Source organism: Streptomyces sp. NPDC001100 (genome assembly GCF_053598575.1).
The window spans coordinates 23,839-44,745 of the sequence record NZ_JBSFKO010000056.1 but is presented as its reverse complement, the minus strand read 5'-3'; the positions used below and the strand labels follow the sequence as shown (position 1 = coordinate 44,745).

Genomic DNA, 20,907 nt, shown 5'->3' with positions numbered 1-20,907 from the left:
GTCTACGGCCACCGAGGTCAGTCGCCCTTCTGCGCGGTCTTCTGGATCTCGCCCAGGACCTTCGCCGGGTCGCCGCCCGCCACCGCCGTGCCGATGCGCTGTTTCACGGCGCCGTCGACCGCGGCCCACGCGGGATCGTCCGTGGGGGCGAACTCCGCCTCGGCGAGGGCGTCGACGAACGGCTTGTAGTAGGCGGTGTTCTGGCTGTCGGAACTGAGCACCGCACCAGCCGACTTGGTGACCGACAGGAACCCCTCGGTGGAGACGAACTCGGCGGCGTTCTCCTTCTGGTAGAAGAAGTCGAGGAACTTCTTCACCGCCGCCTTGTTCGACCCGTCGCTCTTCTTGAACGCGACGAGGTAGTCCTGCACGCCGAGCGTCTTGTGGGTACTGCCGTCCTTGCTCGGCAGGGCCGCGACGCCGTAGTTCAGCTTCTTGTCGACGGGGTCGATGAAGCCCTTTCGCAGGAAGACCGCCCCGTTCAGCATGCCGATCTTGCCCTGGGCGAACTCGTTGAAGACGTCCTTGCGGTTGGTGGCCTCCGGGTTGGGCTGGGTGACCTTCTCCTTCGTCAGTTTCCGCAGATAGGTCAGCGTGTCGACGTTGGCCTGCTGATCGATCGCCCACTTGCCCGAGGCGTCGGTCCAGCCACCGCCGTTGTTCATCGCCCAGATCTGGAACTCGGCCTGGGCCTCCTCGGCGCCCAGCGGTAACCCGAGGCCGATGTAGCCGGCCTCCTTGATCTTCTTGGCGTCGGCCTCGACCTCGGCCCAGGTGGACGGCGGCCCGGCGATGCCCGCCTTGGCGAAGATGTCCTTGTTGTAGAAGAACAGGCGCGCGCTGGAGAGCAGTGGCAGGCCGTACTGGGCCCCCTCGTACTGCGCCTGCTGCCGGAACACCGGGAGGAAGTCGGCCAGCACCTTGGGCGAGACGACGTCCTGCGCCTTGTAGACCAGCCCGTCGCGGGCGAAGTCGGAGAACTTGTTGTAGTTGAGGATGTCGGGTTCCTGCTTGGTCTGGACATACGTCTTGACCTTGGAGTCCATCTGCTCCCAGTCGACGACTTCGAGATTCACCCGGTAACCGGGGTTCGCCGCTTCGAAGTCCTTGATCAGCGCAGTCCAGTAGGCCTGGGTGTCGTCGTCGTACTTGGCGGCGACGAACCTGATCGTCCTGCCGTCGGATCCGCCGCTGTCCGAGGAGCTGCCCTTGCCGCATCCGGTGAGGGTCAGGGCCAGGGACAGTCCCCCGGCGAGGCCCACGAGGTGCCGTTTCACGGAGTACCCCTCCGCACGCATGGCGTGCTTCGTCAAGCGCGTGCTCGCCTGATTGCGTGCTCGCTTGCTTGTTTATGCTTGATTCTTAGTGCTATCAATCACGAAACGACATGATGCTCAATGAAACGCGCACGGTGTCAAGGGTCGCCGCATCACGTATCGGTCACGCCGTGCGCCCGAGAGGGGAGACCTCCCGATGAGTCAGACCGAGATCGAGATCGCCACCCAGCCCGACTGCTGGCAGCAGGCCATGGCACTGGCCCGGCAGTCCGACGGCCCCGCCACCTCGCTGCCCCGGCCAGGCGAGCGGGTGGCCGTCGTCGGCTGCGGCACGTCCTGGTTCATCGCCCAGGCGTACGCGGCACTGCGGGAGTCGGGCGGCCACGGCGAGACCGACGCCTTCCCCGCCTCCGAGATGCCGGCCGGGCGCGCCTACGACCGGGTGGTCGCGCTGACCCGGTCCGGCACCACGACCGAGGTGCTGGAACTGCTCCGCCGGCTGCGGGGGCACACCCCCACGACCGCGGTGACCGCGGTACCGCGGTCATCGGTGACGGGCCCGGCGGACGCCGTGGTCCTGCTCGACTTCGCCGACGAGACCTCGGTCGTCCAGACCCGGTTCGCCAGCACGGAACTGGTGCTTCTGCGGGCACATCTGGGCGAGAACCTCGGACATCTGCCGCGGCAGGGGCACTCGGCGCTGGACGAACCGCTGCCGGCCGGGGTGCTCGAAGCCGAGCAGTTCACCTTCCTGGGGCAGGGCTGGGCGTACGGGATCGCGCAGGAGGCGGCGCTGAAGATGCGCGAGGCGGCGGGCGCCTGGACGGAGGCCTATCCGGTGATGGAGTACCGACACGGCCCGATCAGCGTCACCGGACCCGGCCGAGTGGCGTGGTGGTTCGGGGACCCGGCGGCCCTGCCGTCCGGTCTCGCCGACGACATCGCCCGCACCGGCGGACAGTTGGTGGCCCTCGGCCGGGACCCCCTGGCCGGCCTCGTCGTGGTGCAGCGGCTGGCGGCCGCCCTCGCCTCGGCACGTGGAATGGACCCGGACAATCCACGCCACCTGACCCGTTCCGTGATCCTGGCCTGACCGGGCGACCCGGGGCAGATCTCGGGGAAGCCACAGAATTTACCCGCCCGTTACGAACGGTTCCCGGGCCCCGTCGAGGTCTCTCGGCGGGCTCCGGGACCGAACGCCACCAGGGACGACAGCTGCTCCACGGGAACCCTCGGAGCACTCGGAACGCCGCATGTCCCGCAGGTTGACAGGTGGCGGCTCTCGCAAGAGCATGAGCGAAATTGTTTTGATTCTTGCATCTGTGCGCAGCATCAAGCAGATCGCAAGCCTCGCCCGGCACCGCCTCTGCTCGTGCCCGTGCACCCGGTACTCCGCACGCCACCGGCACCAAGCACCGCCGCTCCTGAGCCACTGTCACCGTCCTGACCGACTGGAGGACACGAGTGCACGCCCGACTGAGCAGTCCCGGCGGCCTGTTGCTCACTGCCGCCCTGACCGCCGCCATGCTGATGGCGCCCGTCACCGGCTCTGCCACGGCAACGGCCGCCGCCCGCCCCGCCGCCACCGGCGGGCCGAAGGTGGCCCGCACCGCGCACGCCGTCACGGTCTCCACGCCGGCCTCCGCCGGTGCCCCCGGCTACACCCTCGACGTGGCCACCGACGAGCTCGCCCTGACCACACGCCGCGCCGGGAAGACCGTGCTCGCCACCGCCTCCGGCGACACCGGCGCCCTGCGCTTCACCGGAGCCGACGGCACCTGGCAGCACGCGACCGCCGTCACCGGCTGGACGTGGCGGAACGGCGTCCTGACCGTCACCGCCGACAGCACGCTCGACGGCGCCACGGTGGAGGCCCGGATCACCCCCGGCGCCGACCGCTACCAGCTCGACTGGGACGTCCACGGCGGCGCACCCGAGCAACTGGGCCTCGCCTACGGCCTGGCCTCCGCCGGTCACTGGTACGGCCAGGGCGAGGCGGAGACCCCGCAGGGCGGTCCGGGTGTCGATCAGCCCTGGCCGCTGGACAGCGGCCAGGTGGAGCACAGCGACTTCGGCCCCGCCTCGTACAACATGATCGATCCGTTCTGGTACACCTCGGCCTCGACCGGACTGCGGGTCGACACCGGCAGCACCATGGACGTGTCCGTCAACGGCGGCAAGGACGGCCTCGGCCGCTTCACCGTCGACGCGGCCGACACCTACAAGGCCACCGTCTTCGTCGAGTCCACCCCGCTGGCGGTCTACCGCGACTACATCGGCATCGTCGGCAGACCGAAGCAGAGCGACGCCACGTACGAGCAGTACGAGAAGCCGCTGTGGAACTCCTGGGCGCAGTTCTACACCGACGTCGACCAGCGGAAACTGCTCGACTACGCCACCGAGTTGCACGCGGCCGGCCTGGACGGGCACACCATCCAGCTGGACGACAAGTGGGAGTCCGAGTACGGCAATCTCACCTTCGACTCCACCACCTTCCCCGACCCCGAGTCCATGTCGGAGAAGATCCACGCCATGGGGTTCGACTTCGGCATCTGGGTCACCCTGTGGATCAACCTCGACTCCGACAACTACCAGTACGCCGCCGACCACGGCTATCTCCTCATGGACGCCTCCGACACCACCAAGCCCTGCGACGTGACCTGGTGGAACGGCACCGCCGGAATCATCGACCTCGCCAACCCGGCGGCCAAGGCCTGGTACGAGGGCAACCTGAAGAAGCTGATGGGCGACTACGGCATCAACGGGCTGAAGTTCGACACCCGCTTCTTCGACGAGAAGTGCGCGCCGCGCGACGGCTACCAGGCCACCGACTACCAGAAGCTCGGCACCCAACTGGCCGACGAGTACGACCTGCAGGGCGCCGGCATCCGGGTCCACTGGAGCTCCACGGCCCATGAGGCCGGTTTCGTCACCCGCCAGGTCGACAAGGGCACCGGCTGGAACTCCCTGAAGGCATCGGTCAGCCAGAACCTGGCCATCTCCACGATCGGCTACCCGTTCGTCGAGTCCGACATGATCGGCGGTTCGGGCGGCCAGGCCGCTCCGGACAAGGACGTCCTGATCCGGTGGGCGCAGTCGGCGTCGCTGATGCCGCTGATGTACTCCTCCACCTCACCGGTGGAGACGAACGACGTCACCACCGGCCAGAAGGTGACGTACGACCAGCAGACCATCGATCTGTACAGGGCCGCGATCAAGGCACACGAACGTCTGGCCCCGTACATCTGGGACCAGGTCCAGGCGACCCTGAAGACCGGTGACCCGATCATGCGTCCGTTGTTCTTCGACTTCCCGAAGGACCAGGCGAGTTACACGGTGGCGGACGAGTGGATGCTGGGCCCCGCGGTGCTGGCCGCGCCCAAACTCGGCTCCGGCGCGACCCGCACGGTGTACCTGCCGTCCGGCGCCTGGTACGACGTCAACCAGGGCACTGTCATCCACGGCCCGGCGACCCTCAAGGGCTATGCCGCGCCGCTCGGCGTGACGCCCTCGTTCGTGAAGCTCGGCGCCAAGGGTGCCCTGAAGGCGATCCGGGCGCTGAAGCGCGACGACGTGCCGGCCGCCTCCATCCTGATCGGTCCCGACGCGCCCAGCACCGGCTCCGGTGAGCCCTTCCTGGTGACCACCACGGCCACGAACTGGGGCACCCGGGCCATCAGCGGCGTCCGTACCTCGCTCGGCCTGCCCGACGGCTGGACCGCGCGGGCCAGCACCGCCGCGACCGCGCGCTCCCTGGCGCCCGGCGCCGCGTACACCACCACCTGGACGGTCACCCCGGCCGCCGACGCCGCATGGGGCAGCCACGACCTCACGGGCACGGCGACCTATCGGGCCTCCGCCGGGAAGACCACCACCGTCGAGGACACCGTGCAGGCCACGGTGGAAGCAGCCCCCGGCAGCGTCCACGATCCCTACCGGACGACGCAGACCACCGACGCCCAGTACGCCCAGGCCGGCGACCAGTTCGCCATCTGGGCGGGCGGGCAGGACCTGTCCGGCTGGAAGGACGAGAAGGGCGCCGTCTACCTGGCCGGCGCGGTCGCCGAGCAGTCCACCGTCCAGACGCAGCTGGTCTCCCAGAGCGGCGTGAGTCCGGCGGCCAAGGCCGGTGTCGCGATCGCGAACGACCTCACCGACCCGTCGAAGGGCGGCTACGCGCTCCTGGTCATGACCAGGAGCTACGGCCTTGAGTTCATGACCGACAGCAACGGCGACGGCGTCCTCGACACCTGGGCGGGCGGCGGCTTGACGTACTACCCGGCCCATCTGCGGCTGGTCCGCGACGGCACCAGGTACACCGCGTACGCGAGCAAGGACAGCGAGACCTGGACGACGGTCGGCACGGCGCAGGTGCCGTCGGCCACCGGGCGTGCGGACGCGGGTCTGGTCGCCAGCGCCGTCAACGCGAACTACCCGGGGGACACCACCGAGGCCGTCTTCAAGGCCCTCACCGTCACCTCCTGAGTCCCGCCCGGCCTTCCACCCAGTCCAGCACGAGCCCGAGAGGGGCCCCGGACCATGTCACGCGTTCCCACGGCCTTATCCGCCTTCGTCGCGGGCGTTGTCATAGCCGCGACAACAACGGCGATCGCCGGCACCGGCACATCCACCACGGACGTCGACGTCCGAGCGACGACGACCTGGCTGACCGTCAAGGTCGCCGACGCGATGGGCACCAGGGACACGATCACCTGGGTACCCACCGGCTCCTTCGCCTCCTCCGCCGAGGTGCGCGTCCCCCGCTACCCGACCACCGCCATCCAGGGCAAGGACACCAGGGACCTGTCCCTGTCCGCCGTCCGCAACGAGCAGGTCTCCGCGCAGCTGGCCATCGCCTCCGGCCACGACCTGCACGACGTGAAGGCGAGTGTCGGCGACCTCACCGGGCCCGGCGGGGCGCGGATCTCCGGCGCGGGCACGCAGATCCGGTTCGTGAAGTACGTGCCCGTGCAGCGCTCCAAGACCGAGATGGACTGGTCGGCCACCATCGACCAGGTCAGCTCCGCGACCGAGGTCTCCGGCGACCGGGACCCGGATGTGGTCGGCGACGCATTGCAGGAGGGCTCCTCGGTCGACGTGCCCGCCTACGCGGCGCAGCCGCTGTGGTTCACCTTCCACATTCCGAAGACCGCGGCCACGGGCACGTACACCGGTGCGGTCAAGGTGACCGCCGCCGACGGTACCAAGGTCACCTACCCGCTCTCCGTCCAGGTGGCGAACGCCGCCGTGCCGGACGCGAAGGACTACAGCTTCTTCCTCGACGTGTGGGCGCAACCGGAGACGATGGCGCTGAACAGCGGTGTCGAGCCCTGGTCGGACCGGCACTGGAAGCTGATCGAGGCGTACGACAAGGATCTGGCGAGCCACGGCCAGAAGGTCGTCAACACCACCATCGTCGACAACCCGTGGCACCACCAGTGGTCGCTGGGCACCCGTCAGTCGCAGACGGCCACGCCCTACTCCAGCATGGTGGCCTGGAAGTGGGACGGCAGCAGGTTCTCCTTCGACTTCTCCCGCTGGGACAGGTACGTCCGGACGGCGCTGAAGGCGGGACTCGGCCCCGACATCGGGGCGTTCTCCATGCTGGCGTTCCAGGACGTCGAGCATCTCACCTACACCGACTCCCGGACCGGGAAGAGCGTCGACGAGAACGTCGATCTGGGCGGCGACCGGTGGCGCGAGGCGTGGGGGACCTTCCTGCCCGCCTTCGTCAAACACCTCCAGAGCAAGGGCTGGCTGGACCGGACGTACCTGTCGTTCGACGAGCGGCCGGTCGACACCATGACGGTCGTCAAGGACTTCGTCCACGAGGTCGCGCCGGAGTTCGACAAGAGGATCTCGGTCGCCGGCTCGGCCGGCACGGCGGACCTCGCCTCCGACCTGTCCGTCAGCTGGGACACCATCGACCAGATGACGGCCGCGAAGGCCGAGGAGCGCCGCTCCCAGGGGAAGGTCACCACCTTCTACGTGTACGGCACCCCGGCCCACCCCAACACGCTGTCCTACTCCCCCGCCGTCGAGGCCCGGATGCTGCCGTGGATCTCCGCCCAGCGCCATCTGGACGGCTTCCTGCGCTGGTCGTACAACAGCTGGACGTCCGACCCCTTCACCGACCCGACCTACATCTTCACCCAGGGCGACGAGTACCTGGTCTATCCCGGCAGGAACGGCCCGATGTCCAGCATCCGCTGGGAGCAACTGAAGGAGGGGACCGAGGACTTCGAGCTGATCGACGAACTGCGTAAGAAGGACGGCGGCAACACGGACAGCGACGCCCTGACCCAGGCCCTCGGCACGGCGACGCGGAACCCGGACGGCCGTACGAAGGACGTCAGCGACATCGAGGCCGCGCGAGCCGCGGTGGTGAAGGCGCTGACGTCATGAAGAACTCCTGGCTCGCCCTCCTCACGGCCGCGCTGCTGGCCGCCTGCTGGCTGGCCGTGCCCGCCCCGCGGGCCGCCTCCCCCCGGACGGCGTCGGTCGCCGCGCACCAGGCGCACACCGTCACCTACGACCAGTACTCGGTGAAGGTCGACGGCAAGCCGCTGTACGTCTGGGGCGCGGAGTTCCACTACTTCCGGCTGCCGAGCCCGGACGCCTGGCGGGACGTGCTGCAGAAGATCAAGGCCGCCGGATTCAACTCCGTGTCCCTGTACTTCGACTGGGGCTACCACTCCACGAAGCCCGGCGTCTACGACTTCTCCGGCATCCGCAACCTCGACCGGCTCCTGGACGAGGCCGAGCAGACGGGCCTCTACGTGATCGCCCGCCCCGGGCCGTACATCAACGCGGAGGTGTCCGGCGGCGGCTTCCCGGCGTGGCGCAAGACACACGCCGGAGTGAACCGCACCTCCGAGGAGGCGTATCTGAAGGACGCCCGGGAGTGGATGAGCCGGATCAACCCGATCATCGCCCGCCATCAACTCACCCGTGGGACCGGCTCGGTGATCCTCTATCAGGTCGAGAACGAGTACCAGGGCGGCCGCCAGGACGCCGACTACATGCAGACCCTCATCGACTGGGCGCGCCAGGACGGCATCGACGTCCCGACCATGCTCAACGACGGCGGTGCCAACAAGAACTGGGTGAGCGGCAAGGGCGCCCCGGACATCTACGGCTTCGACGCCTACCCCCAGGGCTTCGACTGCTCCAGCCCGGACGTGTGGAAGAACCTCCCCGACTACTCGTACGTCAACGACTGGAAGCCCGAGTCCCCGCTGCTCATCCCCGAGGCGCAGGGCGGCGCCTTCGACCCGTGGGGCGGCGCCGGCTACGACGACTGCCGTGAGCTCACCGGCACCGACTTCACCCGGGTGTTCAGCAAGATGAACATCGCCGCCGGAGTCACCGGCCAGTCCTTCTACATGACCTACGGCGGCACCAACTGGGGCTGGCTCGCCGACCCCAACGCCGTCTACACCTCGTACGACTACGGTGCACCGATCACCGAGTCACGCCAACTGACCGACAAGTACCAGGAGTTCAAGCGGCTCGGGTACTTCGTCGACGCGGTGGAGCCGCTGGCCCGCACCGACAAGGCCGAGGCGCCCGCGCCCAGCGACGACGCACTGCGGATCGACCGGCGGGTGAATCCGGACGAGGGGACCCAGTTCTTCACGGTCCGGCACGCCGACACCCGGGTGAAGGACACCGACACGACGACCCTGTCCCTGTCCGGCCGGGACGGCGACTATCCGCGCGTACCGCAGCAGGGTGCGGTCACGGTCGCCGGGCGGGACGCCAAGCTCCTCGTCGCGGGCTACGACCTGGAGCGGCAGCGGCTCGTCTACTCCACCTCCGAGATCATGACCCATGCCCGGATCGGCGCGGACGACGTGGCGCTGCTGTACGGGCGGCGGGGCGAGACGGGAGAGACCGTGCTGCGGTACCCGTCCAAGCCGAAGGTGACCGTCCTGGACGGAAAGGCGGACGTCACCTGGGACGCCGCACGCGGTGACCTGCGGCTGAACTACACCCACCAGGGCCTCATCCGGGTACGCGTGGGCGACCTCGTCCTCCTCATCGCGGACGAGCAGGAGACCGCGCACTGGTGGCGGCAGGACACCGACGCCGGGCCGGTGCTCGTACGCGGCCCGTCCCTCCTGCGTACCGCACAGGTCGACGACGGCACACTGAAGCTGACCGGTGACTCGACGAAGGCCGCGAAGATCGAGGTCATCGCCGACGCCACGGACGTGACATGGAACGGGCGCCGTACGGCCGTCACGTCCGCGCCCCGCCCGGTCGGACTCCCCGCCCTCACCACCTGGCGCACCCGGGGCGAAAACCCCGAAGCCGCACCGGACTTCGACGACTCGGCATGGACCACCGCCGACCACCTCAGCGCCAACAACCCCGACCTCGCCGGGTACACCCCCGTGCTCGCCATGGACGAGTACGGCTTCCATCAGGGTGACGTCTGGTACCGGGGCCGCTTCCGCACCACGGGCAGAACGAGTGCGGTGACCCTGAACGCGAACACCGGCCCGCACGGCCTGTACGCGGCCTGGCTCAACGGTCACTACCTCGGCAGCGGCAGCGACGGAAGGCACACCTTCGACATCCCCGACGGGGCGCTCGCGGGCGACGGCGACAACGTGCTCTCCGTCCTCGTCGAGAACGCGGGTGACAACGAGGAATGGGGTCACGACTACTCCAAGGAACCACGCGGACTGCTCTCCGCCGACCTCCTCGGCGCCGACTCCACCGTCACCTGGAAGATCCAGGGCGACCGGGGCGGTGAACAGCCCGTCGACACGGCACGCGGCGAGTACAACAACGGCGGTCTGTACGGCGAGCGTTCGGGCTGGTCGCTGCCCGACTACCCAGACAGTTCCTGGCCGCGCACGACACTCTCCGCGCAGTCCGCGAAGTCCGGCACCGGCGTGCGCTGGTACCGCACCACGGCCCGGCTCGACCTGCCGCGCGGCCAGGACACCCCGCTCGCCCTCGAACTCACCGACGGGGCGGCCGGCAAGGACTACCGAGCCCAGATCTTCGTGAACGGCTGGCTCATCGGCCGCTATCTCGCCGACACCGGCCCGCAGTCCCGGTTCGTCATCCCCACCGGTCTGCTCAACGAGCACGGCAGCAACACCATCGCCCTCGCGGTCTGGTCCACGCGTGCCGGCTCCGGACCGGGCACCGCGCGCCTCGTCGACCTCGGCGCGAGCGCGGGCGGCATCGACATCGGGACCGTGAAGGCACCGTCGTACGACACGAAGACGTACACGGACGCGCCGGCAGGTGCCCGGCTCACCGTCGACGCCGAGCCCTTCCTGAGCGTGGGCGGGGCGGGCCGCGTGACCGTCTCCTTCCACGTCCCCCAGAAGCCGGCCAGCGACGTGGACCTGTCGCTCAAGGCCCCCGACGGATGGACGGCGAAGACGGCCGACCAGACCCACTTCGCCCGGGTCGCACCGGGTGCCACGGTCACCGCCGAGTACACCGTCACTCCGCCCGCCAATCCGGTGCCGTACGCACTGCTGTCGGCGACGGCCTCGTACCGGCAGGGCGGACGCACCGCCAAGACCACCGGTGAGCGGGCCGTCCAGGTCCCGCCGCCCGCGCCCGCGGGGGACGCGTACGTGAGCGATCTGCCGCTCGTGCGGGCCGTCAACGGCTGGGGCCCGGTCGAGAAGGACATCTCCAACGGCGAGAACGCGGCCGGTGACGGACGCCCCCTGAGCATCGGCGGCACCACCTACACGAAGGGTCTCGGTGTGCACGCCGACAGCCAGGTCCGCGTCTACCTCGGCGGCGTGTGCACCCGGTTCACGGCCACCGTCGGTGTGGACGACGAGGTCGGGGACGGAGGCAGCGTCTCCTTCAAGGTCACCGCCGACGGGCGCGACCTGTTCACGAGCCCGACGTTCCTGGGCTCCGACGGCGGTACCCCGGTCGACGTGGACGTCACCGACGCCCGATGGCTCGACCTGACCGTGGACGGCGGCGGTGACATCTCCGCCGACCACTCCGACTGGGCCGGCGCCCACCTGACCTGTACGGGAGGCACCGGATGAGACCCGTGAAACGCTGGCGTGCCGCTCTGGCCGGCCTCGTCTCCACCCTGCTGCTGACCGCGCTCGTGTCCACGGCCCCGGCCCGAGCGGCGGCCGAACCCCCGAGCCAGGTGCCGGCCACCAAGCCCTCGGCTTCGGCTTCGACCCACGACGTCACCTACGACCGCTACTCCGCCATCGTCGATGGCAAACGCGTCCTGCTCTGGTCCGGCGAGTTCCACTACTGGCGGCTGCCCAGCCCCGACCTGTGGCGTGACGTCCTACAGAAGATCAAGGCCAGTGGAATGAACGCGGTCTCCATCTACTTCGACTGGGCCTACCACTCGTCCGCGCCGGGAAAGTACGACTTCTCCGGCGTCCGCGACGTCGACAAGCTGCTCGACATGGCCCAGGAGGCCGGGCTGTACGTCATCGCGCGACCCGGCCCGTACATCAACGCCGAGACGGACGGCGGCGGTTTCCCCGGCTGGCTGATGACACAGAAGGGCCGCGCCCGCTCCACGGCCCCCGACTACCTGGCCGCGGCCCACGAATGGCTGCGGCACATCGACAAGGTCCTTGCCCGCCACCAAGTCAGCAACGGCACCGGACCGGTCCTGCTCTACCAGGTGGAGAACGAGCTCTACGACCCGGACGGCCGTGAATACGTCGTCGATCTGAGCAAGCAGGTGCGCTCCGACGGCATCACCGTCCCGCTCGTCGGCAACGAGCCGAACGCGCAGTACGCGGGCGGCGACGGGCTCGACTTCGTCGGCGAACTCGACCAGTACAACTCCTTCTGCAAGGGCCAGTGGTGGCTGCCCACGCTCAAGCGCCAGGACGAGACCAAGCCCCTCGCCGTCTTCGAGGCGGGCACCGGCTGGTTCCAGACCTGGGGCGACGCCGGGTACGACGAGTGCCGGCAGAAGATGGGCCCCGCGTACGAGAAGATCGTCGACAAACACGAGATCATGCAGGGCACCACCGTCCAGAACCTGTACATGACCTACGGCGGCACCAACTGGGGCTGGCTCGCCGACCCGCGCCAGGTCTACACGTCGTACGACTACGGCGCACCGATCACCGAGGCCCGGCAAACCGGCGCCGACTACGACGAGCTGAAGCGGCAGGGCCTCTTCTACACCACCACCGCTCCGCTCACGGCCACCGAACCGACGAACGCACCCACACCGTCCGATGACACCGTCCACGTCGAGGCGCGCGCCAACCCGGACACGAAGACGCAGTTCCTGTACACCCGCCACACCGACCCCATGGCGGACTCCGACGCGACCACGACCTTCGACTGGAAGACACCGGACGGCACCTATCCGGTGAGCGTCCGGCTGAACGGACAGACCGGCAAGATCCTCGTCGCCGGCTACGACCTCGGTGGGCAGCGGCTCGTGTACTCCACGAGCGAGCTGATGACGAGCACGAAGGCCGGTGCGCGGGACATGGCGGTGCTGTACGGCGCCGAGGGTGATCCCGGGCAGACGGTGCTGCGGTACGCCTCGAAGCCGGACGTCACCGTTCTCGACGGTGCCGCCAGGAACACCTGGGACGCCGAACGCGGCGACCTGCGGCTGGACTACACCCACAAGGGCCTGACCCGGATCCTCGTCCACGGTGGTGGCCGCCCCGACCTGCTGCTGCTCATCGGCACCGACGACGAGGCGGCCGGTTTCTGGCGGCCGGACGGCACGACCCTGGTTCGCGGCGCCGAACTGGTCCGCACGTCCGCCGTCCACGGCTCCACGCTCGCCCTCACCGGCGACGCGGCGAAGGCCGGCCCGCTTGAGGTGTTCGCGGCCCCCGGCGTACGGACCGTCACCTGGAACGGCACCAAGGTGACCACCGAGCGCACCTCCTCCGGCAGTCTGCTCGGCAGAATCCCCGGCCCCCGGAAGGTCATCCTGCCCGAGCTGACCGACTGGAAGACGTCCGCCGAAAACCCCGAGTCCGCCCCGGACTTCGACGACTCCGCGTGGACCTACGCCGACAAACTGACCACGGACAACCCGACCGAGCCGGGCACCCTGCCCGTCCTCTACCAGGACGAGTACGAGTACCACTACGGCTACGTCTGGTATCGCGGCCACTTCAAAGCCACCGGCACCGAGAAGTCACTCTCCCTGACCGCCCTCGCCACCAACCCGGACACCTCCTCGAAGGCGGTCGGCGTCTGTTCGGTGTGGGTCAACGGCCGGTTCGCCGGAACCAGTGAGACCGGCCGCCGCACCTTCGCCCTCGCCGACGGCCTGCTCAAGAAGGGCGAGGACAACGTCGTCTCCGTCCTGGTCGGCACGATGGGCCACAACGAGGACTTCACCTTCAACAGCGACGACCACAAGCAGCCGCGCGGTCTGACCGGGGCGTACCTCTCCGGCTCCGACGCACAGATCACCTGGCGCATCCAGGGCGCCCGGGGCGGTGAGCAGCCGATAGACACCGTGCGCGGGCAGATGAACAACGGCGGTCTGTACGGGGAGCGTTCGGGCTGGACACTGCCCGGCTACCCGGATCGCTCCTGGGACGACACCACGCTGCCGGCCAGCGACACCACCCCCGGCGTCGCCTGGTACCGCACCACCTTCGACCCGCGGCTGCCCAAGGGCCAGGACGTCTCCGTCGGCGTCACGATCGCGGACAACCCCGATCGCGACTACCGCGCCCTCATCTACGTCAACGGCTGGCTGATGGGTCAGTACGTCAACGACACCGGACCGCAGCACACCTTCCCGATCCCCAACGGCATTCTGCGCACCGACGGCAAGAACACCATCGCCATCGCCTCCTGGAGCGAGGACGCGACGAGCGGAGGCCTCGGCAAGGTGAGCCTGACGACCCTCGGCAACGTCACCTCCTCCCTGCGGGTCGCCGACGTGGCGTCCCCCGCGTACGACCCCGCCCGGTACGCCGATCCGACGGTCCCGGCCCGGGTGAGTGTCGACGCCCCGGACACCGTCGAGCCGGGCGGCGACTACCAGGTCACGGCCGCGGTCTCGGTACAGCGCGACGGCCGCACACTGCGAGGCGCGTCCCTTTCGCTCGACCTCCCGGACGGCTGGAGCGCGAACCCGGACACTCCGGTCGCTCTCGGCACGCTGAAGCCCGGCCGGCCGGCCTACGCGACCTGGACGGTCACCGTGCCCGACGACCAGAAGACCGGTACCGTCGCCGTGCTGCGCGCCACGGCACGCTTCACCGGCGGTTCGGCGACCGGCGAGGAGATGGTCGCGGCCCAGCCGCCACCGCTCACCGCCGGCGAGCACTACGTCAGCGATCTGCCCTTCCAGTCGTCGAGCAACGGCTGGGGTCCGGTGGAACGCGACCAGTCCAACGGCGAGAACGCGGCGGGCGACGGACTACCGCTGCGGCTGCACGACGTCACCTACGCCAAGGGGCTCGGCATGCACGCGTCCGCCTCGGCGCGGGTATGGCTCGGCGGCACCTGTACGAAGTTCACGGCAGCGCTGGGCCTTGACCAGGAGACGTACGGCCGGTCGGACGGCCCGGCCACGGTCGCCTACACCGTCCTCGCCGACGGCGTTCCGGTGTACGAGAGCGGGACGATGGACCGCGACACCGCGACCAAGGCGATCGACGTGGACGTCACCGGGGCCCGGCGGCTCGAACTCGTCGTCTCGGACGCCGGGGACGGCAACGCCCTCGACCACGCCGACTGGGCCGACGCCAAGCTGACCTGCGGCGGCGGTGCCTGATGCCCGGACACGGACAAGTGGTGCGCCGCGCCCCGGCGGTGCTGCTCCTGGCCGCCCCACTGCTCGGCGCGACCCCCGCGACGGCCGCCGTGTCCGGGCCGATCACGGTCACCACCCCTGGCTACCAACTGCGCGTCGACACCGACCGGTTGACCCTCACCACGGAACGGGCGGACCGGACCGTCCTGGCCACCGCGCCCAGGGCGTTCCGGTTCCGCATCGGCACCGACTGGCACATCGTCCAGGAGGTCACGGGCAGTACCCGCGGCGGCGACACCGTGGGGGGACACCTTTCGCCTGGGCTTTCGCCGACCTCATCGACCTGACCACCCTCGGCCTCGGCCGCGGCTGTTCCTGAGGAGGACCCGTGCTCGGATTACTCGGATTACTTGGACACCTGCGGGGACACCCGCGTGCACACCCGGGTGGGGACCGAAGGTTCGCCGCCCTGACGGCGGCGGCAGTGGCGGCCGTCCTGACGGCCCTGCTTCCGGCGGCTCCGGCCGAGGCCGGGGCCCGACAGCAGGGCTGGACGGGGACTTGGGCGACCGCGCAGCACGCGTCGTACGACCCGGGCACCTCGGAGGTGACCGCGCGGATCCCGGTGCACGTCAGCGCGGGCGGAACGAGTGTCCGGATCCGGTTGACCAATGAGTTCACCGACCAGCCGGTGACCATCGGGCACGCGACCGTGGGGCGACGCGCGGGCGGCTCGTCCGTGTCCGGCCCGCGCTCTCTTACATTCGGAGGGAAGCGGGACGTGACGATCCCGGCCGGCGGGCAGGCGGCGAGCGACGGGGTGCGGATTCCCGTCGTGGCCCGCGGCGACCTGGTGGTCAGCCTGTACTTCCCGGGCCGGCTGACCCACATCAGCCAGCACTGGATGGGGCTGCAGACCGTCTACTGGACGCCGGACGGCGTTGGGGACCACGCCGGGGACGCCGACGGGGCCGCGTTCACCAAGACCGACTCCACCTTCCCGTTCCTCACCGGCGTCGACGTACGGGGCGGTCCGGCGCAGGGCTCCGTGGTCGCGCTCGGCGACTCCATCACCGACGGGGCCGCCTCGACCTCGGACGCCGACCGGCGCTGGCCCGACTATCTGGCGGCCCGGCTGTCTGCCTGTACCACCCCCGCCGGAGTGCTGAACGAGGGCATCAGCGGGAACCGCATCACGGCCGGGACCGACGGCAACCCCTCCGCACTGGAGCGGCTGGAGCGCGATGTGCTGTCCCAGCCGGGCGCCCGGACGGTGATTCTCTTCGAGAGCGTCAACGACCTCAGCTGGGGCGGCGCCACCGGCGACCAGGTGATCGACGGCATGCGGGAGATCGCGCGGCGGGCCCATGCCCGCGGGCTGCGGGTGATCGGCGCGACCGTGGTTCCGTACCGGGGCTGGGGCGACTGGTGGACCGAGGCCAAGGAGGCCGACCGGCAGCAGGTCAACACGTTCGTACGCGACTCCGGTGGCACCTTCGACGGCTACGCCGACTTCGACAAGGCGGTACGGGACCCCGACGACCCGACCCGCTATGCCGCCGCGTTCGACTCCGGTGACCATCTCCATCCCAACGACACCGGGATGAAGGCGTTCGCCGACGCGGTCGGCCTCGCCGGTCTCGGGGTGGCGCGCGACTGCCCCTCGGCACGCGTCCGGCTCACCCCGTACCACCCGGACCTCCAGGTCGGCCACCCCACGGAGATCACCGCGACGGTCACCAACACCGGCCCCACGGCGGTCACCCGGGTCAGCAGCGCCCTGCGCCTGCCGGAGGGCTGGAGCGCGCAACCGGATAGGGAGACGGGACTCGGCTCGCTGGCCCCCGGCGCGCGCTCCGCCGTCACCTGGAGAGTCACCCCGGCCGCCGGAACGGCTTGGGGGGCGTACGACATCGGCGTCCGCGACTCTTATCGGCAGGCCGGGCGGGTGCGCCACGACGCCGACAGCGTGACCGCCGACGTCACCCCCGTTCCGTCCCCCGTGGGGGCTCCGTACGGCACGTTCGCCACCACCGACGACGCCCAATACGCCCAGAACGGCGACCAGTTCGCCCTCTGGGCGGGCGGTCAGGACCTGTCCGGCTGGAAGGACGAGAAGGCCGCGATCCACCTGCCGGACGCCGTGCCCGCCACGGGCTCTGTCACCGCCCGCGTCGTCTCCCAGACCGGCAGCGGGCCCTCCGCCAAGGCCGGGATCGCCGTCGCGAACGACCTCACCGCCCCCGAGAAGGGCGGCTACGCGGTGCTCACCATGTCCAAGAACTACGGCATCGAGTTCATGACCGACAGCGACGGCGACGGCCGCCTCGACACCTGGGCCGGTGGCGGCACCTCCTACCACCCGGCCTGGCTGAAGCTCGTCCGCGACGGCACCGCCTACACCGCCTACGCACGCACCGACACGGGCGCCTGGCAGCAGATCGGCACCACGACCGTGCCGTCCGCCGCGGCCGGAGCCCTCGACGCCGGGATGGTCGCGAGCGCGGTCAACCTCGACTACCCCGGCAAGACCACCACAGCCGTCTTCGACTCCTTCGCGACCAGCGGCTGAGTCCCTGCCGGTCACCGACTGAGAGGCATTTCCGTGACGCCAAGCCGTAGAGGTTTCCTGACCACAGCCACCGCCCTGGGCGCCGGCGTGCTGCTCGCACCGCCGGGCACCGCCCAGGCCCTCGCCGGCGGTATCGCCGGGGGCGGCAGCCCGGACTACGAGGCCACCAAGGCATCCCTCGACACCCACCCGGTGCCGCGCTGGTACAAGGACGCCAAGTTCGGCATCTTCATCCACTGGGGTCCCTACTCCGTGCCCGGTGGCTCCGCCCGCCAGATGGCCGCCGAGTGGTACCTGTGGTACCAGAGCTTCGACACCGACCCCACCTGGAAGTACCACCGCGACACCTACGGCCAGGACTTCCTCTACGACGACTTCATCCCGCAGTTCAAGGCCGAGAACTACGACCCGGACGCCTGGGTGCGGCTGTTCGAGCAGGCGGGCGCCGAGTACTTCACGCTGACCAGCAAGCACCACGACGGATTCGCCCTGTGGCCCAGTAAGGTGACGGACCGTCATGCGGGGAAGTACGGCCCGAAGCGCGACCTGGTCGGCGAGCTGATTACGGCCGCCCGCAGACGCGGCACCGTGCGGCCCGGCCTGTACTACTCGCTCGGCGAGTTCTTCAATCCGGCGATCGGCCGGCCGATGAAGAACTTCTACACCGGTGAAGAGGTCCCGATGACCGGCTACAAGCCGGTCGACGACTACATCGGGGACTACGAACTGAAGCAGCTGTACGAGATCATCGACCGCTACGACCCGGAACTGCTGTGGGCGGACGGCCAGTGGTTCCGGCCGACCGGCGAACCGCCGTGGCGCAGCGAGGAGCCCCTCGCCCACTTCTACAACCAGGCCAAGAACCGCAGAAAGCCGAAGGGTGTCGTGGTCAACGACCGCTTCGACACGCACTTCGACTACGCCACCTACGAACAGCGCACCAACCCCACGATGGACGCCCAGAAGTGGGAGTGCTGCATCACGATGGGCTACTCCTGGGGCTACAACAAGTTCGAGATCGAGGAGGACTACAAGACCTCCGAGTTCCTCGTCCATCTGCTCGCCGACGTCACCAGCAAGAACGGCAACCTGCTGCTCAACATCGGGCCCAAGCCGGACGGCACCATCCCGGACGTCATGCAGCGGCGGCTGCGGGACATCGGCGCCTGGCTGCAGGTCAACGGGCCCGCGATCTACGGCTCGACGCCCTGGCTGCGGGCCGAGGAGGAGGGCAGTCCGCTCGGCATCCGGTACACCGTCAGCCCGGGCAAGTTCAACATCATCGTGCTGGGCGCCCCCCGCGGCACCCTCTCCGTGCCCGCGGACATCCCTCTCTCCGCGACCTCGCGGATCCGGCTTCTCGGCCACGACAGGCCGCTGAACTGCACGCGTTCCGACGGCAAGGTCCACATCAGCGTCCCCGACACGCTGCCCAGCGAAATCGCCAACACCTTCACCGTCGACTGGGAGCGGCGATGAGCAGCGTGAGCACCCATACGGACACCCTCGGTCCCACCCTCACCGTCACCACCGAACCCGCCGAACCGCTCGGCGGCGACGCCGTCACCGCCACCGCGGTCCTCGTCAACGACTGCCCGTTCCCGCTGCGCGGCGCCGTCCTGTACCTGGTGGACCCGGGCAGCGCGACCGCCGCCCGCACCATCCCGCTCGGTGATCTGCGCCGCGGCTCGAAGCTCACCCGCAGCTGGCGTACGTCGATGCCGACCGACGTCGCCGGGGACGTCGCATTCACCGCGCACGTCCTCTTCGACGTGGACGGACACAGCGCCGACTGCACGCGGGCCGCGAAGACCGTCAGCGTGCCCTACGAGCCGAACGGGGTGCGGGACCCGTACCGGACGTTCGCCACCGCCGACGGCGCCCAATTCGGCCAGTACGGCGGCCAATTGGTGATCTGGGTGGGCGGCGCCGACCTGTCCGGCGGCCGTGACGAGAAGGGCGGCATCCTCCTTCCCGGCTCCGCCGCCGCGTCGAGCGTGGTGCAGGTCAAGACGGTCAGCCTCACCGGGAGCGACAATCCGAGCGCCAAGTACGGGATCGCCGTCGCGAACGACCTGACCGCGCCCGAGAAGGGCGGCTACGCGGTGCTCACCATGTCGCAGTCGTACGGCGTGGAGTTCATGACCGACAGCGACGGCGACGGACACCTCGACACCTGGGCCGGCGGCGGCGCCTCCACCCATCCCGCCTGGCTGCGCCTGGTCCGCACCGGCACCACCTACACCGCGTACTCCACCACCAACGGCCTCGCCTGGAACGAGATCGCGAGTGTGACCGTGCCCTCCGCGAGCAACGTCCTGGACGCCGGCGTGGTGGCGAGCGCCGTGAACCTCAACTATCCCGGCACGACGGTCCGGGCCGTGTTCGACCATTTCACCGTGGAGGAGTCGTGAACGCCTACCGACCCGAGAACGCCTACCTCCCCGAGGAGGACTTCCTCCCGCCGCCCGTCTCACTCACCGTCACCCCGCCCGCACCCGAGCCGGGCAGGGCCGTGACCCTGACTGCCACCCTCACCAACACCACCGGGATCGCGCTGTGCGGCACCGTGCTCTATCTCGCCGTGGACGACACCGAGGAACCGGACAGCCTGGGCAGCCTTGCGCCCGGACGGTCGGTGACCCGCACCTGGCGGACCCGGCTCGCCGACGACGCCGAGGGCCGGATCGTGTTCACCGCGCACGCCCTCTTCGACGTGCACCGGCACGGCTCCGACTGCACCCGCGCCAGCTCCTCCGTCGTGCTTCCGTACCGCTCGCTGCCCGGGGCCTTCGACAACTCGGGGATCGCCTCCGACGACGCCCTTACCGTCGCCGACATCGACGGCTCGAACTCCAGTCTGTCCGCCGAGGCGCTGTCGTCGGTGGGACTGACTCCAGGCGCCGAGGTCACGTACGACGGCGTGACCTTCACCTGGCCGGACACCGCGCCCGGCAACTTCGACAACGTCGTCTCCGTCGGCCAGACCGTGCTGCTGTCCGGCTCCGGCTCCCGGCTGTCCTTCCTCGGCACCAGCACCTGGGGCGAGGGCAGGGGTGACGGCAAGGTCGTCTACGCCGACGGTACGGAGCAGGCGTTCTCGGTCGCCGTCCACGACTGGTACGGGACGAGCTCCTCCGCCGCGGTCGTGGTGCCGTACCGCCACATCGCCACCGGCCGGGACGCCAACCCCGTCAGCCTGTTCACCTTCGGCGTCGATCTGGCGGCCGACAAGGAGCTGCGCTCCCTGGTCCTGCCCCACGTCAGCGACGGTCTCCAGTCGGGCGTCCCCGCCCTGCACATATTCGCCATGACGATCAACTGAGCTCTGC

11 protein-coding genes are annotated in these 20,907 nt (G+C 69.7%); 10 read left to right on the top strand and 1 reads right to left on the bottom strand.

Going from position 1 to position 20,907, the window contains the following annotated elements; translation table 11 throughout:
• Positions 1–17 precede the first annotated feature (17 nt).
• On the bottom strand, positions 18–1,277 hold the full coding sequence (locus ACWDEW_RS45385) for an extracellular solute-binding protein (RefSeq protein WP_450521712.1): 1,260 nt from the start codon (positions 1,275–1,277) through the stop codon (positions 18–20).
• A 196-nt stretch (positions 1,278–1,473) separates the two neighbouring features.
• Between ACWDEW_RS45385 and ACWDEW_RS45380 the strand changes: the two genes are divergently transcribed.
• The 10 genes from ACWDEW_RS45380 (at position 1,474) to ACWDEW_RS45335 (ending at position 20,900) form a co-directional block, all read left to right on the top strand.
• Entirely contained in the window at positions 1,474–2,370 is an 897-nt protein-coding gene (locus ACWDEW_RS45380) for an SIS domain-containing protein (protein WP_450521711.1), read from the top strand.
• 431 nt (positions 2,371–2,801) lie between these two features.
• Positions 2,802–5,762 (top strand): TIM-barrel domain-containing protein, encoded by a 2,961-nt coding sequence (locus ACWDEW_RS45375; RefSeq protein ID WP_450521731.1) that lies wholly within the window; start codon positions 2,802–2,804, stop codon positions 5,760–5,762.
• A 54-nt stretch (positions 5,763–5,816) separates the two neighbouring features.
• A complete protein-coding gene (locus tag ACWDEW_RS45370) occupies positions 5,817–7,682 on the top strand; it encodes a glycoside hydrolase domain-containing protein (protein WP_450521710.1) in 1,866 nt (621 codons plus the stop codon).
• A complete protein-coding gene (locus ACWDEW_RS45365; protein ID WP_450521708.1) occupies positions 7,679–11,320 on the top strand; it encodes a beta-galactosidase in 3,642 nt (1,213 codons plus the stop codon). The genes ACWDEW_RS45370 and ACWDEW_RS45365 overlap by 4 nt, the downstream gene beginning before the upstream one ends.
• The gene (locus tag ACWDEW_RS45360) at positions 11,317–15,024 is read left to right on the top strand and encodes a beta-galactosidase (protein ID WP_450521706.1); all 3,708 of its coding nucleotides are present in this window, start codon (positions 11,317–11,319) and stop codon (positions 15,022–15,024) included. The genes ACWDEW_RS45365 and ACWDEW_RS45360 overlap by 4 nt, the downstream gene beginning before the upstream one ends.
• Positions 15,024–15,350 carry a hypothetical protein gene (locus tag ACWDEW_RS45355; RefSeq protein WP_450521704.1) on the top strand — a complete coding sequence of 109 codons (327 nt, stop codon included), beginning with the start codon at positions 15,024–15,026 and terminating at the stop codon, positions 15,348–15,350. Before ACWDEW_RS45360 ends, ACWDEW_RS45355 begins: the two co-directional genes overlap by 1 nt.
• A 137-nt stretch (positions 15,351–15,487) precedes the next feature.
• A complete protein-coding gene (locus ACWDEW_RS45350; protein WP_450521702.1) occupies positions 15,488–17,575 on the top strand; it encodes a GDSL-type esterase/lipase family protein in 2,088 nt (695 codons plus the stop codon).
• A gap of 33 nt (positions 17,576–17,608) precedes the next feature.
• Complete coding sequence (locus tag ACWDEW_RS45345) at positions 17,609–19,054, top strand: alpha-L-fucosidase (RefSeq protein WP_450521700.1); 1,446 nt, start codon at positions 17,609–17,611, stop codon at positions 19,052–19,054.
• Positions 19,051–19,989 (top strand): hypothetical protein, encoded by a 939-nt coding sequence (locus ACWDEW_RS45340; protein WP_450521698.1) that lies wholly within the window; start codon positions 19,051–19,053, stop codon positions 19,987–19,989. The genes ACWDEW_RS45345 and ACWDEW_RS45340 overlap by 4 nt, the downstream gene beginning before the upstream one ends.
• A complete protein-coding gene (locus tag ACWDEW_RS45335) occupies positions 19,986–20,900 on the top strand; it encodes a beta-glucosidase (protein ID WP_450521696.1) in 915 nt (304 codons plus the stop codon). The genes ACWDEW_RS45340 and ACWDEW_RS45335 overlap by 4 nt, the downstream gene beginning before the upstream one ends.
• The last annotated feature ends 7 nt before the right edge of the window (positions 20,901–20,907 follow it).